Genomic DNA, 16,142 nt, shown 5'->3' on the forward strand with positions numbered 1-16,142 from the left:
CGCTGCTGTGAGCTATCGGCGAAGCTGCCCCAAGTGTGGCGAGACCTACGACGAGTCCGTCGCGTTCTGCGCGAAGGATGGGTCGTCGCTGACCATCGTGGACGAGAGTGACCTCGTCGGGAAGGTGGTGGGCGGGCGCTACCGTGTGATCTCGCGTATTGGCGAAGGCGGCATGGGCCAGGTGTATCTGGCCGAGCACATCCGCATGAAGCGCAAGAGTGCGATCAAGATCATGCGGCAGGCCCTGCTGCATGAGCCGGAAGCACTGCAGCGCTTCACGCGCGAAGCCGAGAACGCCAGCAAGATCAATCATCCGAACGTCGCCGCGATCTTCGACTTCGGTGAGACCGACGAAGGCCTGGTGTACCTGGCGATGGAATTCGTCGACGGGGAGGCGCTCGCCGCCACGCTCAAGCGTGAAGTCGCGCTGCATCCAGTGGTGGGCGCAGACATCATTGCCCAGGCCGCCGATGCCCTCCAGTCGGCACACGATCTCGGTATCCTGCATCGCGATATCAAGCCCGACAATGTCATGGTGTCGAAGCGCACCGATGGCACGTTCGTGGTGAAGCTCGTGGATTTTGGCATCGCGCGTTCGACAGACCGCAGCGCGCAGCAGGTGACCCGCACCGGGTTTGCTGTTGGCACTCCCGAGTACATGTCACCGGAGCAACTCTCTGGCGACGTATTGGACCCCCGCTCCGATCAGTACTCGCTGGCCCTGGTGGCTTTCATGGCGCTCACCGGACACGATGCCTTCGTGAGTGCATCGTCGAAGGAATCGCTGATCGCTCGCCTGACGAGTCGTCCACGGCGTTTGGTGGAAGTGCGCAGCGATCTCGAATGGCCGCTGTCCCTGCAGGATGTGTTCGACAAGGCGCTTGCCCCCGATCCGGTGGATCGCTATCCGACGATATCGGAGTTCGGCAACACGCTGGCGGATTCCGTCTCGGAGATGACGCCCACGCAAACGGCCGAGATCTATCGACACGCGTTGGGGCAGCGTATGAGCAGCAATCCGGTGGTCCGCACACAGATGGACGCCGCATCGGTGCGTACGCCGGCCGCCGGGAACAACCCGCAGCGGCAACAACCTGCCGCGCCGCCGCCTGTCCGGCACTCCCGGAAAGATCCGGTGCACATGGGCCGCCGCCGTTCGGTGTTTCCGTACATCGTGCTGCTGGGTGTGTTCACCTATGCGCTCTGGTGGTATGGCGCCAGCCGGCCTGAAGGCACCACCATGCACAACGTCTCCGATCGCATCGGCGATGTATCCAGCAAGGCGCGATCGACCATTGCGGGCTGGGTGGGATCGGACTCGACAGCGGCCGAGGCTCCGCCTTCCGAGACGGCGGCACCTGCGGCTGCCCCCAAGCGTACGCGTCGGCGCAACAGCGAAACCGAGAAGACCACGAAGCCCGACAGTGCCGTCAGCGCCGTGGTCGATTCGTCCGCCATCAAGCGCGACACCACCGTACCGCCCACATAGTCCCGGCGCACCCAATGAGGCGATGTTCGCAGACACGAACGTCGCTTCATCACACGAACAACGAAGGGGCGGCTCCGGATGTCGGAGCAGCCCCTTCTGTTCACCTGCTGGTCTGCGCGATCGTCTTACTTGCCGACGTCGAGGTCATTCCAGTTCAAGAGCGCGTTGAAGCCGAGGAAGAACGTGCCCTGTGTCTGCCAGCGCCAGAACGGGCGGATGGCAAACATGACCACGTGACCCTTGCCGACCGGCGCGTCAACGAGCTGTGCGCGGTTGGCGAGTGCTTCACCACCGGCGAGCGTGCCGGAGAGCAGCATGTCGCCCGCGTTGGCCGGGAACTGCAGGATCACGCGCGGACGCGTACCATCGATGCCCGTGGCGCCACCGAACATGCCACCACCACCGCCGCCGAACCCACCACCGCCCTGCGGGCCGCGGGCCGCACCGGCCGGCGCAGGTGCACCCACCGAATCCGGCTTGTTGAAGTTCCAGGTGGACAGACGCAACGGCGCCGCATTGGGCGTGACGTTCTGCGCGAGCGCCGCGCCCGCGCCACCCTGCACACCCGCAAACAGACCGGCCGAACCACCAACGCTGAGCACGGGGTCCTGATTGAAGTACACCGGCAACTGGCTGTCGAAGCCGTACGCGAGCGGGCTCGCCTTGTCCGCCACCACACCACGCATGATCGAACCACGCGCGAAGAGTTGGCTCGGTGATTCAATCGTGATGCCGCTCGTGAGGTTGTAGGCCGGGAAGATCGTCGAGGTCGAGCCTTCCACGATCAGCGTGCCACCGGCCTGCACGAACTTGTACAGCTCCGTCAGACCGTCGATACCAAGACCACCGCGGATGTCTTCGGCCGTTTCGAGCGCGCCGAGATTCGGCGTCTTGGCGGTCTTCTTGTACGGCAGCGGCGTATCACCGTTCTTGATGATACCGGCCACGTGCGACTGCGCGCTGCCACCGACGTGCGGATAGATGATCACGTCGTACTTCGCGCGCAGGTTGCCTTCACGCAGGCGAATGTCGCCGAAGTACGTGTAGGGCACGCCGTACGTATCGAGGGCAGCACGGACCCAGCCTTCGTCCTGCGTACGCTGCCAGGCGTGCACATAACCGATGCGCGGCAGATCCAGCTCGTGCTGCTTCACGGTCGGCGCCGACGCGACGGCCACCGCCGAAAGACCGAGTTCCTTGAGCGACGCTTCGATCTTGGCGCGGTCACCGGCCGGCACAATGAATGCACCCGGCTTGAACGTGCGACCACCCGCCTGGAACTCCGCATCGGCGGCGAACATCTTCGTCGTCGCAAACGTGGTGCGGAACTTCATCAGGTTGTTGTCCGACGTGTGCTCGAGGATGAGCACCGGGCCCGATCCTTCGATGCCACCGGCAGCCACCACCTTCGCGTTCACCGCATTCATCGGCTGCGTCAGGATGCTCTTGTCGGCAATCGGGAAGATTGCCACGTTGCGCATGAACTGGAACGTCCAGCCCGTGTCGTCATACGGACGCGGATTGGTCGGCGAGTAGTTCTGAATGCTGAGGTACATGTCGGCCAGCGTGCGATACGGCTGATCGCCGCGCACGATCCAGTCGCCGGGCTTCACATCGAGCGTGCCCACACGAAACGCGCTGGTGGCCGTGTGCAGCTCGAGGCCCTGCTTGCGCAGCTCGTTCACCGCGTCGGCCGCATCGGCCTTGCGACGCTGCGTCGCGGGAATCACCCACGCGAACGGTCCTTCACCGGTCGTCCCCTTCGCCACGGCCCGCTTGTTCTTCAGCCAGTAGTTCTCGAGGTACATCTTCTTGTTGTCGGCGAAGTGCTTGAGCGAAATCAGCACGCCCGACTGCTGGATGTTCACGTTGTTGCGCGGGCCCCACTTGATGTACGGGAGCGGCGGGTTCGGACGGAACCATTCCTTGCTGGTCGTCGTCGGTCCCGGACGCACTTCGTAGTTGTCCGGACCGTAGCTCTGCACTTCGTAGAAGCGGCCGATGGCATTCTTCGTGTGGGCCACGAAGAACATGTAGTTCGGCGTCCAGCCGTCGTAGAAGCCGTACGTGAACACACCCGGCACGCCGCGCTTGGTCATTTCGCGCACGTCTTCGATGGCCAGCGTCCACCACTCGTTCACCGTGATCGGGTCGACCGCGTCGTTGTACGGGCCCGTGCCGGTGGAGCTGTAGAGGTACGTCTGCGCTTCGTGCAGATCGTGCATGACCTGCGGCTTCCACGCGAGGAAGAAGTCGTTGACATGCTTCGTCAGCGCGAGGAACTGACCCATGCCGTCGCGGTTGTTGTCGTGCGCGACATACTTGCCCCAGTACATCAGGGGCAGACGGGCCAGGCCCGGCGCCAGCGTCTTGTTGTAGTAGTACGTGTCCACCTGCTTCTCACGACCGTCCACTTCGATGACGGGCGTGATGAAGGTGATGATGTTGTCGCGGATGCTCTGGATATACGGCGTTTCCTGAACCACCAGACGATACGCCAGTTCCTGCAGCGTTTCCGGACCACCGGTCTCGGGCGAATGCATGCCCGACGTGATCCAGTAGATCGGCTTCGTGCTGCCGATCAGGCGCTGGGCTTCGGCCTCGCTCGTCTTGCGCGGATCGGTGAGGGCAGCCAGGTCGCCCTTGTACTTGTCGAGATTGGCGATGGTCGCTTCATCGGCAATCGCCAGCACGACCATGTCGCGGCCTTCTTCGGTCTTGCCGATGGTCCAGTACTTGGCGCGCTTCGACGAATTCGCGAGCGCCTCGAAGTACCGGTGGATGTCCTTCGCGTACGTGAGCTCGCCGGGCGTGCCCACAATGCGGCCGTGGAACTTGAGCGGCGTCGGCACGGTGCTCGACGCCGGCAGGTGGTCCACCAGCTCGGTCGTGATGCGAGAATCCTGGAGGAATTCCTTGATTTTCGCCGTGTATTCCTGGTCGATCTGCTGCGCGCCGCCCTGTGCCGCCAGAGGCGACGCAGTCAGTGCGAGCAGAGCAACCGCATGGCGAGGCAATCGCCATGTCCAACGCCGGGGTGTGCCACGCAACATCGGGGACTCCGCAATGTGTGGGGGGAGGAGCGGGATTGATCGTATGATCGCACTCTTACGTTTGGTACGCACAAGAGGCGCCGCGCGCTCACGACCCGCTTTCGCCGCGGGACGTCGGGTTCCCCACGCCCGGCCCAGGATGGACATTCCGCCACCCCCTGATTCTCAGGGCAGAATTCGCACCCCGACCTCCCGTAAAAAGGCCTGCTCCATGCCCAGCTCCCACTACCCGGCGCGAACAGACATTCCGGGCATCGTGCAGCGAATCGCCCTGACCGGCGCGACCGCTCTCTTCGCCGTGATCTGCGCCCTGCCCGCCGCCGCACAGCCCACCGGTCCGCTCACGCGGGCCACGCCGTCCGCGGCCCAACCCGACGCCCCGTGGCCTCCGGTGGCGACGTTTTCCATCCTCGGCTACGACCCCGCCACGGGCGAGGTTGGCGGCGCGGTGCAGTCGCGTGTGTTCTCGGTAGGGAATGGGGTGCTCTGGGCCGAGGCCGGGGTTGGCGCGGCGGCCACGCAGGCCATTGTGGACGTGAGCTATGGCCCCCAGGCCATCACACTGCTGCGTCAGGGGCTGCGTCCCACCGACATCGTGAAACAGATCTGGGAGCGCGATCCGGATCCGCGTCCCACCGACTGGACCAAGCAGGGGCGTCAGTTTGCGGTGATCGACGCACAGGGCAACGTGGCGGCCTACACCGGACCGCGTGCCTCCGAATGGGCAGGCGACAAACAGGGCAAGTTCTGCACGGCCCAGGGCAACATCCTGGCCAGCGAAGAGGTCGTGAATGCGATGGTGCGGGCGTTTGAAAACACCGATGGACACCTGTCGCTGCGATTGTTGGCCGCTCTCGAGGCAGGTCAACAGGCGGGCGGCGACAAGCGTGGCATGCAATCGGCGGCCATGCTGATCGTGAAAAAGGACGCCGGTGTGTGGCTGCACAACGACGTGGTGCTGCGCCTGCAGGTGGATGACAATCCGGAGCCCATCCGCGAGTTGCGTCGACTCGTGGAGAAGGCCGCCACCCAGCGTCGGCCGCGTCGATGACCATGACCATGACCATGGCCGGGCGTCGCATGGCTTGTGGACTCGCGCTTGGTATGCTCGCGCTGTCCGGTGCTCCTCATACCGCATGGGCACAGAGCGCCGAGCAGACGCCATCGGCATCACTCAAGACCGAGTATGTGGTCCTCGTGATCACGGACGGCTTGCGTTGGCAGGAGGTGTTCCGTGGCGCGGAGCGCGCGCTGATCGGCAAGGCGGGGAACGTGGGCGATACCACGGCCATCCTGCGTGACTACTGGCGCGACACCCCGGAAGCCCGTCGTGCAGCACTGTTGCCCGTCATGTGGGGCACGATGGCCCGTGAAGGACAGATCTTCGGTGACAGCATCGGTGGCAGCCGCGCCCGCACGCAGAACACCCTCAAGTTTTCCTATCCCGGATACAGCGAGACCTTCACGGGCCATGTGGACCGTCGCATCGACAGCAACGGCTATCCCCCCAACCCCAACATCACGGTCTTCGAGTGGCTGAACCGGGATCCGGCATTTGCCGGCAGGGTGTCGGCCTTTGCCACCTGGAATGCCTTCCGTCGCATCATCAACGCCGAACGCAGCGGCGTCCCGGTGTACGACGGATGGGATCGCGCCGTGCCCGCCGGTAACGATGCACGTCGCGTGCAACTGCGCGACTTGTATGCCAGCACCACGCGGCTGTGGGCCGACAACGCCGTGGACGCACTCATGCATCAGTCGATGTTGACGGCGCTCGACGAACGCATGCCGCGTGTGTTGTTCATCGGATATGGCGAGACCGATGAATGGGCGCACGCCGGTGAATACGATCTGTACCTCCAGGCCGCCCGACAGGTCGATCGCTATCTCTCTCAACTGTGGACGCGATTCCAGTCCGATCCGCGCACGCGAGGCAAAGTCACGATGTTGGTGAGTACCGATCACGGACGTGGTGTCGGGCGCGCCTGGAGTGATCACGGGGAAGAGGTGATCGGGGCCGAATACATCTGGAGCGCGGTGATCGGGCCGGACACGCCGGCGCGGGGCGTGCGCATCGGCACCACCACCGAGCAGGCACAAATGGCCTCCACGATAGCCGCACTGCTGGGACGGAACTGGCGCGGGGCCGAACCGCGGGCCGCGATGCCACTTCCAATTTTCGGTGTGACACGGTAACACGGCGCGCAGTACAGCATGGCAGACCTGCGTGTGCACGCGACAGACGGCGCGGCACATCATCACCGGGAAAGCCATGACTGTGACACATAGATTTCGCGCACACCTGCTGGCGGTGGGATTCGCCGCCGCCATGCTGAATATCACCGCGTGCAACTACGACACGCCCATTGAACCATCGCCCGACGACGCGCCGGCGTGGGACCTGTTGTTCGAGTCCACACACACTCCGGCCACCGGCGGCGGTGTGCCCTCGCTTCGCCTGATGGTGTACCACACCGACAGCGGCACCGTGGCGCCGCTGTTCGGTCGGGACATCGCGGGGGGCAGCCCGTCAGTGTCGGCCGATGGCCAGCGCGTGGTGTATGTCGGTGAGTCCAACAGCACGGTGGACTACGACTTTCAGGATCTCTGGGTCGTGATGCGTGGCGCGGCTCCCCGTCGACTGGCCCTGTCCGATGGCTCCGAGCACGCCCCATCGATGTCCCCCAATGGGGCGCTCATCGCCTATGCACGCCCCAACGCCATGATGCTCTCGCACATCTACGTGGCGGACATCGAGGGCAGAGCGGAATCGCCGCTGTCGCTGGCCATGGCACCGGGACTGCAGTACACCTTCGCCACGCCGGCCTGGTCACCAGATGGCACACGCCTGCTTTTTGCCGGCGGTGCGCCGGGCATGCTGCACCTCTACACGATGCGTGTTGATGGCACACAAGTGCAGCAGATCACCAATGCGACGTACAGTGATTTTGACGGCACCTGGTCGCCCGACGGGCAGACCATCGCGTTTGTGCGATACATCAGCCCGAACCACCAGATTCTCATGACGCGCAATCTCGTGACCGGCGCCGAACGCACATTCGAATACGCCAATCGCAGCCGTCATCCGGCCTGGTCACCGGATGGCACACGCATCGCGTTCGTGTCCAATATGAGCGACAACGCCGATCTCGAGCTCTACACCGTCAAGCCCGATGGTTCAGCGCTCACTCGCCTGACCAACGACAACCTCACCCAGCAGCATCCGAGCTGGATCAGGCGCTGAGCCTGTACAGGCCAGCACGCAGGTACGGGTCCGACGCAACGGACTCATAGAGAACTTCTGCCAGAGAACTTCTGCTAAGAACTTCTGCGCGGTGCCGTCAGTGCCCGTGGCCGGCCATCGTGTCGCCGCGGGCCAGTGCGAGATGGTGTGCGCCGTGATGGTCGCCGCTCGTGAGAAAACCGATGAACCCCAAACCACGAATCCGAGCCACGGCGACAGCGTCGTTCACGTCGTGGGCCGTGACCACGAGGCGCACCCCGTCGACCAGCTCCGTGCGCTGTACGTTCGGGCCACCGGCTGCCGTCACCATGGTCACATGGGCACCGGTCATGCGCTTCACCGCCGCCGCCACATCACCGGTCCCGCGCACGACGAACTGGGCACCGCCCGGTACGACCGTCGAGGTCACCCGGGTACGCAGGGTGACCAGGTCCATGTCGGCCAGGTGAAGCCGCAACCGCTCGAGATTGACTTTGGTCCAATCCGTACGCGGGTCCGCTTCGAGGATCTGCACGATCTCGGCGAGCGCCGCAAAAGCGCTCTGCCCGGCCTGTGTTGGCAGAGCGGCCGCACCGGGATGCGTCATGCCTGGCGTATGGGCATGGGCCTGTGCCTCCACTTCGCGGGTCGCGAGTAGCGCCGCGATGCCCAGCACCGTGCAAGCGGTGCGTCGGATGGTGGTCATGACGGGAACCGGTGGTTGGGGGGACACGAGCGGTGGTGGCCACGGCCGCAGCGTCCGTGCTGGACGTGGAGTGTCAGCAAAGATAGCGTTGATGCGTTGTGTTGAGTGGTGTGATAGATCCGCCACCGGCGTCCGTCCCTTCACGGTCGCCCCGATCGTTCCCGCATCTTTCCCGTCCGATGACCAAACTCCGCCCCTGGATTGCCGCCTCGCTGCTGGCAGCCGGACTCACCACGTCGCTGGATGCCCAGCAAGGTGCCCGTCCGCCCCGTCAGGTCGTCCCCGTCGATTCGGCGCGCGCCGCCCTGCTGTACGTCAGCAATCGGCACGAAGACCACCCCGTCGCCGACTATGATCGGGCGATGAAAGAAAAGCAGGCGTTTGACAGCGCCTTCGCCGCTCGCAGCAAGGGCGTGATGAAGTACTCCAAGATCTCCTACAAGAGCTCGGCCGACGGGATGGAGATTCCCGCCTATCTGTTCGAGCCGCTCACGTCCAAGGGTGCCAAGGCGCATCCGGCGATGGTGTGGGTACACGGCGGTGTGCACGGCAACTTCGACACCCAGTACCTGCCCTACATCATCGAAGCCACGAAAAAGGGCTACGCCATCGTGGCGCCGGAGTATCGTGGCAGCACCGGGTACGGGAAGGCCCACCACAACGCCATCGACTACGGCGGCTGGGAAGTGGACGATGTGCAGTCCGCGGCATCAGTGCTCAAGGGGTTGCCGTATGTGGATCCGGCCCGCATCGGCGTGATGGGGTGGAGCCATGGTGGGTACATCACCATGCTGCTGCTGACCCGTGAAGCGAAGGGTTCTCCGTTCAAGGCCGGCGTGGCCATGGTACCGGTCACCAACCTGCTGTATCGCCTCGCCCACAAAGGCCCCAGCTACCAGCGTTCCTTCTCGACCCAGTCCCGCCTGAGCGGTCTGCCGTTCGAGCAGCGTGAAGAGTACATGCGCCGCTCGCCGTACTACTGGGTGGACAGCCTCAAGTATCCGGTGCTGGTGCACGTCGCCACGAACGACACCGACGTGACGTTCGATGAAGCGCGGCCGCTCATCGACGCCCTACGTGCGCGTCAGCCGAAGCTCGCCGAGACGAAGGTGTACACAAATCCGACCCCGGGCCCGGTGAGCGTGGGACACACGTTCAATCGTCGCACCAACCGCGAGACCCTGCTGCGCGATGATTCGCCGGAGCAGATCGATTCGTGGAACTTGACGTGGGCGTTCATCGAGAAGCACCTCGGCAAGTAAGGAGCACCTGAATGGTATAGGCAGCAGGATCGCGGATACCATCCTCACGCCAAACAACGGGCCCGCCCATCCGGTCGGGCCCGTCTTGACACTTATTATATGCACATTTAGTAATATGCTCATATGCGCGACTCGAGATTTCTCATGGTGATGACTGTGGCGCTGGCCCTCTCTTCAACCGACCTGACCGCCCAACCCGCACGACCGTTCTCCTTGTCGGAGGCGCTCGCGGAAGCCGATCGCGCCGCGTTTCCCAATCGACGGGCCGTCGCCACCACAGAAGTCGAACGGTCTCGGACAGCGCCGTCGCTCAAGGGCATCCTCCCCTCCGCCCGCATCGAGGCCGGCTTCGTTCGCACCACCGACCCCATCGGGGCGTTCGGCACCCTGCTCCGTCAACGGCGGGTCACGTCCGTCGCGTTCGACCCGACACGCCTCAACGATCCCCTGCCCGCCAACAACCTGCTGGGTGGAATCGTGCTCGAACTGCCCGTGTTCAACGCCGACGCACTGACGGGATGGCAAGCAGCGCGAACCGCGACCCGGGCCAGCGAGGCCGCGGCAGACCGGGTCCAGCACGACGTGCGATTCTCCGTTGTCCGCGCCTACTACGGTGCGGTCCTGGCTCAGGAGAAGGTGACAGTGCTTCTCGACGCCGAGCGTGCGGCCCACAGTGCCGTTCAGCAGGTGGAGAGCATGATTCGCCAAGGCCTGGTCACCAGAGCCGACGCGCTGCAATCCCGTGTGCGCGCAGCCGACGTATCCATGCAACTCAGTATGGCGCGCCACGATGCCGTTACCGCCGCGCATCAACTGGCCTTGTTGCTCGGGCGCTCGTTCGATGCACGTCATGCGCAGGACGCACAAATCATCGTCCTGCCCCATGGCCTGCCGAGTGATTCGTCGATTCTGGCCTTGCTACCGGGTGTTGAAACACGTGCGGCCTCATCGACCACCATGCCAACAGTCAACCAACGCGACGATCTGCGGGCTGCAAAACTTGGGTTCGACGCTGCACGCCTCGATGTCCGCAGTGCCACGGCCACCTTGCTGCCCCGCGTGAACGGCTTTGCGCGCTACGACTGGCACTCGCCCACTACACTCTACGCCGGCCGCCCCAACTGGACGCTGGGCATCATGGCATCGTGGTCGGTCTTCGGTGGAGGCAATGAGTTGGTCGCTCTGGCCGGCGCCAGGGCGCGCGCGCGGCTGGCTGCGGCGGCGCATGAAGCGGCCACCGCGCAGGCGCAGCTCGAAGTCGCACAGGTGGAGCGTGGCTTGTCGGTGACACGCGAACATCTGGATCTCGCTGCGCAGGCGGCGGCACAGAGTCGTGAAGCCCTGCGACTGATAGACAAGCGCTATGCCAGTGGACTGGCAACGGTCGCGGAGTTGCTGGGTGCCGAAAACAGCGCCATGGCGGCCGCGCTGCGGCATGCCGCCGCGCGCTACGACCTCATCGTCGCCCTGGCTGCACATCGTCACGCGAACGGTGCCGATCCCGCTTCCCTTGCGCAACTCGATGCTGCGCCCATGGACACGTCTTCTACGATCGCTCGGGAGTAATCCGATGCCTGCGCTTCACGTCTTACCGTCCATGTCGCCGCGCGTATTCACCGCCCTCGCCGCCGCCATCGTCTTCGCTACGTGCAGTCGCCATGACGCACCACACGACGCATCGGCATCCGTATCGGCGGAACCCGCGATGTCCGGAACACCCATGGTGGTGACCGATACCATCGTGACGACCACGTTCGATGCGGCCGGCGTGGCCGATCCGGTGCAAGAGGCCACGATGAGCACGAAACTCATGGGCGCGGTCACGGCCGTACATGTGACTGCAGGTCAGATGGTGAGGGTCGGCCAGCCGCTTGTCGAGATCGATGCCCGAGACCTCACGGCGAAGGCCGCGCAGGTCGCGGCCTCCGTGGCTGATGCGGAAGCCATGCAACGGGAAGCGGCCACGCAGGCGGCGCGCTTCACGGCGCTATATCAGGATTCCGCAGCCACACGTGCGCAGTACGACGCCGCCTTGACGGGCCTTGCCCGTGCGGACGCCGGTCTGCGGGCCGCGCGCGCGAGCGTGGGCGAGCTGGAGTCCGTGCGAAGCTACGCCACGGTGCGTGCGCCCTTCAGTGGCATGATCACCATGCGGACGGCCGACGTCGGCAGCTTTGCAGCCCCCGGTGCGCCACTGGTCACCATTCAGGACATCTCCTCCTTGCGGCTCAGCGCCAGCATCCCCGCCGAGGTGGCCCGCACGCTCCACCGGGGTTCCGCCCTGTTGGTACAAGTGGACGGTGACTCCGGCAGAGCCACGGTTGAAGGTGTGATGCCCACTCGCAGCGGCGGACTGTTCATCGTCAATGCGCGGCTGATCAACACATCCAACCGCTATCGCGCCGGCAGTGTCGTCACGTTGCACGTGCCCATGGGAACGCGTGCCGCCATTGTCGTTCCTCACAACGCGCTCGTGCGCGAGGGGGACTTGGTCGGCGTCATCGTGCGCCAGAATGGCCTCGATGCCCGTCGCTGGGTGCGAATCGGCATGCAGACCGTCACTCATGTCGAGATCGTCAGTGGCCTGCGCGTCGGCGAGACCATCGTGCGCCCCGCAGCGGCACCGAGTCCAGCACAGGGCGGGATCTGACGATGAAGCGCTCATGGGGCATTTCCGGACGTGTGGCCAAGGTGTTCCTTCATTCCAAGCTCACGCCACTGCTCGCCATGGCGTCGCTCGCGATGGGCGTGCTGGGTATCCTCGCCACCCCGCGCGAAGAAGAGCCGCAGATCTCCGTTCCCATGATCGACGTGATCGTGGCCATGCCGGGAGCGACGCCCATCGAGGCGGAGAACCTGCTGGGACGACCAGTCGAACAGCGCATGCTGGAGATTTCCGGCGTCGATCACGTCTACACCGTGTCAGGTGATGGTTACGCCATGATCACGGTGCGCTTCAAGGTTGGCGAAGATCAGGAACGCAGTGTGACCAAGGTGCAAGCCAAACTGGCCAGCGCTTTGGACCGCGCCCCATTGGGTGCGCTCGCTCCCATCGTGAAGTCTCATTCGATCGACGATGTGCCGGTGCTGGCGCTCACGTTGCACGGCCAAGGCATGGACGCCAACACGCTCCGCCAGATTGGCGTCCACCTCGAAGACGAGATTCGCACAGTCCGGGAGGTGGCCGCGACCTTTGTCACCGGTGGTGCGCCGCGACAGATCTCGGTCATGCTCGACGCCGCGCGTCTGGCCGCGACGGGTGTGTCCCCCGGCGAAGTGGCGATGACCCTGCACAACGCCAACGCGCGTCTCCTCGCGGGGGCCTTCACGACGGCTGACAGCGTCGTGCAGATCGCGGTTGGCGCGCCACTCACCGACGCACAGGATGTCGGCAGTGTCGTAGTGGCCACCCGAGCCGGTCGGCCCGTGTACTTGCGCAGTGTCGCCGAAGTGCGTGACAACTTTGGTGACGTCACCTCGTATGTCTCACATCGTGCCGATGGCGCGCCGGCAGAAGCCGCCGTGACCGTGGCGGTATCCAAGCGGCAGGGAGCCAACGCCACCGAGGTCACACGAGCGGTACTCGCCCGCGTCGAGCAGGCCAAGGGTCGATTGCTGCCGGAAAATGTGCAGATCGAAGTCACGCGAGACTACGGTGAAACCGCTGGCGAGAAGGCGCAGGAACTCATCTTCCACCTCCTCATCGCCACGCTGTCCGTCACCACACTGATCGGGGTGTTCCTGGGCTGGCGCGAGGCGCTGGTGGTACTGGTCGCCGTACCGGTCACGCTGGCGCTGACCTTGTTCGTGTACTACGCGCTGGGCTACACGCTCAATCGCATCACGCTGTTCGCGCTCATTTTCTCCATCGGCATTCTGGTGGATGACGCCATCGTGGTGGTGGAGAACATCTACCGTCACCTCGCTATGGGAGACCGGCCAGCCGACGTGGCCGCCATCGATGCCGTGGATGAAGTGGGTAACCCCACGATTCTCGCCACGTTCACTGTGATCGCGGCTATCCTGCCCATGGCTTTCGTGAGCGGCATGATGGGACCGTACATGTTGCCCATTCCGGTGGGCGCATCGGTGGCCATGCTGGCCTCACTGGCCGTGGCGTTCGTGATCACGCCCTACTTGGCCTATCGATTGCTCCGGGGGCACGTGCGAGCCCGCGGTACAGTGCACGACGCCGATCCGGCCACGGTCGCAGACACGAGTCATGGCACGGGCGGATTCTATCAGCGGATCATGTCGTCGCTCATCGCTCACCGTGGCACACGCCTGGCGTTCTACGGAACGGTCGGCCTACTGCTCCTGGGCAGCGTGGGCCTGGTGGGCCTGCGGGTTGTGCAGGTCAAGATGCTGCCCTTCGACAACAAGAGTGAGTTCCAGGTGATCCTCGACCTCCCGGAGGGGACGTCACTCGAAACCACCGACCGGGTCGCATCCGACATCGCGGCGTATCTGGGCAAGGTGGACGAAGTGACAAGCACGCAGGTCTACGCTGGTACATCGGCGCCGTTCACTTTCAACGGATTGGTGCGTCACTACTTCATGCGCCGTGGCGCCAACGTCGCCGACGTACAGGTCAATCTGACACCCAAACACGCGCGCGATCGACAGAGCCACGACATTGCCGCAGCGGTACGGCCGGCGGTGGATTCCATTGCGACTCGCTACGGTGCCTCAGCCAAAGTAGCGGAGATTCCCCCAGGTCCGCCGGTGCTATCCACGCTGGTGGCCGAAGTGTACGCGGCAGACGATGCTACGCGCCTCAAAGCGGCAACAGCCGTCAAAGCCATCTTCGAGCGCACATCCGGTGTGGTGGACGTGGACTGGACCGTGGAAGCCCCCCAGCACCGGAAGAGCTTCCGCGTCGACCGTGCGCGGGCCGCCGAAAGCGGTGCGAGTGTGGAGCAGCTCACGCAGACCGTGTATCTGGCACTCTCGGGCAGGACCAGCAGTCTCGTCGCCTTGCCCACCGCGCGCGACGCGGTACCCATCGTGCCACAATTGCCGGAAGCGCAGCGTACCAGTGTGGAAGCGCTGCTCGCATTGCCGGTGGCCACACTGACCGGTCCTCAGCCGCTGGGGCGCTTCGTGACGGTCGTGGACGGGATTCGCGAAAGTGCACGCATCCGCAAAGACCTGCGCCCTGCCATCTACGTCACCGGTGACGTGGCCGGTGAAATCGAAGCTCCGATCTACGCGATTCTCGACATGAATCGACAGATCGACGCCCTGAAGATCGTGGGCGCATCGGTTGGCATCTACAACGCCGTGGCACCAGCGTCGCTTTCGGAAACAGCCATCAAATGGGACGGCGAATGGCAGGTCACCATCGAGGTGTTCCGCGATCTCGGTCTCGCCTTCACCATCGTGTTGCTGCTCATCTACGTGCTGGTGGTGGGCTGGTTCCAGAGTTTCACCATTCCGCTGGTGATCATGGCGCCCATTCCGCTCACGCTCATCGGCATTTTGCCGGGGCACGCTCTGAGTGGGGCGTTCTTCACGGCCACCAGCATGATCGGTATGATTGCCCTGGCCGGCATTATCGTGCGCAACTCCATCCTGCTGGTGGACTTCATCCAGCTCGAAGAGGCACGTGGTCGCCATCTGGTGGATGCCGTGCTGGAGGCGGGCGCCGTGCGCTTCCGCCCCATTGCCCTCACGGCCGCAGCCGTGGTGATCGGAGGAGCCGTAATGGTCCTGGATCCGATCTTTCAGGGCTTGGCGGTGGCCCTCATCAGTGGAGCCGTCGTGGCCACACTGCTCACCATGGTGGTAGTCCCCCTGCTGTACTGGGAACTGCGCAAATCCGCGCCTCCCACTGTCGGTTCCCCTCAGCATATGGAGCACAACCACTGATGTGCAACGACAAGATTATCCGTCGCATGGCCGGCCTCCTCGTACTACTGTCGGTCTCTCTCGGCTTCGCCGTGTCCGAACGGTTCTTCTGGCTGGCCGGGTTCGTGGGAGTCAACTTGCTCCAATCGAGCTTCACCAACTTTTGCCTGCCCGAGAAGCTGTTCGCCCGGCTTGGTTGGTTTGGTTGCTCGTCGACCACACGTTCGACTACCGCCCCGTGACCACCTTGCGCCGTTCGGTGAGTTCGGACTCCAACCGTCCACACACCAGCTCGCACAGCTTGAGCACATCTTCGTCAGCGAGTTCGTAGCGCACGAACACCCCATCCCGTTCACGCGCGACCAGCCCATTTGCAAACAGTTGCGCCAGGTGGCGGGACACGTTGGCCTGCCCCATGCCGGTGGCTTCCACGAGCTCGTTGACGGTCATCGGTCCACCGCGGAGTTCCTGCAGTAGGCTCAAACGCGCGCGGTCACTCAACGCCTTGAAGCGCTCGGCAACGAGGTCGAGCAGTTCGGGAGCCATCCGCTTCATCGCG

Annotated in this window: 12 protein-coding genes; 9 read left to right on the forward strand and 3 right to left on the reverse strand. The window is 64.3% G+C overall.

All coding sequences use genetic code 11. The features are described from left to right. Window positions 1-7 precede the first annotated feature (7 nt). Complete coding sequence (locus GAU_RS21060; protein WP_052574451.1) at window positions 8-1,489, forward strand: serine/threonine-protein kinase; 1,482 nt, start codon at window positions 8-10, stop codon at window positions 1,487-1,489. Window positions 1,490-1,614: 125 nt separating this feature from the next. Here GAU_RS21060 and GAU_RS13620 read toward each other — a convergent pair whose 3' ends face one another. Further along, window positions 1,615-4,542, reverse strand: coding sequence for a M14 family zinc carboxypeptidase (locus tag GAU_RS13620; protein WP_015894462.1), 2,928 nt, complete (start codon window positions 4,540-4,542; stop codon window positions 1,615-1,617). Window positions 4,543-4,753: 211 nt separating this feature from the next. Here GAU_RS13620 and GAU_RS21920 point away from each other — a divergent pair, with 211 nt between their 5' ends. From GAU_RS21920 to GAU_RS21065, 3 genes are all read left to right on the forward strand, one after another. Further along, window positions 4,754-5,593, forward strand: coding sequence for a DUF1028 domain-containing protein (locus GAU_RS21920; protein ID WP_052574452.1), 840 nt, complete (start codon window positions 4,754-4,756; stop codon window positions 5,591-5,593). Further along, entirely contained in the window at window positions 5,590-6,738 is a 1,149-nt protein-coding gene (locus GAU_RS13630; protein WP_015894464.1) for a hypothetical protein, read from the forward strand. Before GAU_RS21920 ends, GAU_RS13630 begins: the two co-directional genes overlap by 4 nt. A 76-nt stretch (window positions 6,739-6,814) precedes the next feature. Further along, window positions 6,815-7,786, forward strand: coding sequence for a TolB family protein (locus tag GAU_RS21065; RefSeq protein ID WP_052574454.1), 972 nt, complete (start codon window positions 6,815-6,817; stop codon window positions 7,784-7,786). 97 nt (window positions 7,787-7,883) lie between these two features. On the opposite strand, the gene GAU_RS13640 is transcribed toward GAU_RS21065, so the two are convergent. Further along, a complete protein-coding gene (locus GAU_RS13640; RefSeq protein ID WP_015894466.1) occupies window positions 7,884-8,471 on the reverse strand; it encodes a hypothetical protein in 588 nt (195 codons plus the stop codon). Between the two features lie 179 nt (window positions 8,472-8,650). Between GAU_RS13640 and GAU_RS13645 the strand changes: the two genes are divergently transcribed. From GAU_RS13645 to GAU_RS13665, 5 genes are all read left to right on the forward strand, one after another. Then, on the forward strand, window positions 8,651-9,733 hold the full coding sequence (locus tag GAU_RS13645) for an alpha/beta hydrolase family protein (RefSeq protein ID WP_015894467.1): 1,083 nt from the start codon (window positions 8,651-8,653) through the stop codon (window positions 9,731-9,733). Window positions 9,734-9,856: 123 nt separating this feature from the next. Then, a complete protein-coding gene (locus GAU_RS13650; protein ID WP_041265536.1) occupies window positions 9,857-11,299 on the forward strand; it encodes a TolC family protein in 1,443 nt (480 codons plus the stop codon). Window positions 11,300-11,330: 31 nt separating this feature from the next. Then, window positions 11,331-12,383, forward strand: a complete 1,053-nt coding sequence (locus GAU_RS13655) for an efflux RND transporter periplasmic adaptor subunit (RefSeq protein ID WP_015894469.1) — start codon at window positions 11,331-11,333, stop codon at window positions 12,381-12,383. A 2-nt stretch (window positions 12,384-12,385) separates the two neighbouring features. Then, window positions 12,386-15,604 carry an efflux RND transporter permease subunit gene (locus tag GAU_RS13660; protein ID WP_015894470.1) on the forward strand — a complete coding sequence of 1,073 codons (3,219 nt, stop codon included), beginning with the start codon at window positions 12,386-12,388 and terminating at the stop codon, window positions 15,602-15,604. Next, a complete protein-coding gene (locus GAU_RS13665) occupies window positions 15,604-15,825 on the forward strand; it encodes a YgaP family membrane protein (protein WP_015894471.1) in 222 nt (73 codons plus the stop codon). Before GAU_RS13660 ends, GAU_RS13665 begins: the two co-directional genes overlap by 1 nt. Here the strand turns inward: GAU_RS13665 and GAU_RS13670 are convergent. Then, window positions 15,812-16,138 carry an ArsR/SmtB family transcription factor gene (locus tag GAU_RS13670; protein WP_015894472.1) on the reverse strand — a complete coding sequence of 109 codons (327 nt, stop codon included), beginning with the start codon at window positions 16,136-16,138 and terminating at the stop codon, window positions 15,812-15,814. The genes GAU_RS13665 and GAU_RS13670 overlap by 14 nt on opposite strands. Window positions 16,139-16,142 lie beyond the last annotated feature (4 nt).

This window comes from Gemmatimonas aurantiaca T-27, from assembly GCF_000010305.1.
GTDB classification, from domain to species: Bacteria; Gemmatimonadota; Gemmatimonadetes; order Gemmatimonadales; family Gemmatimonadaceae; genus Gemmatimonas; species Gemmatimonas aurantiaca.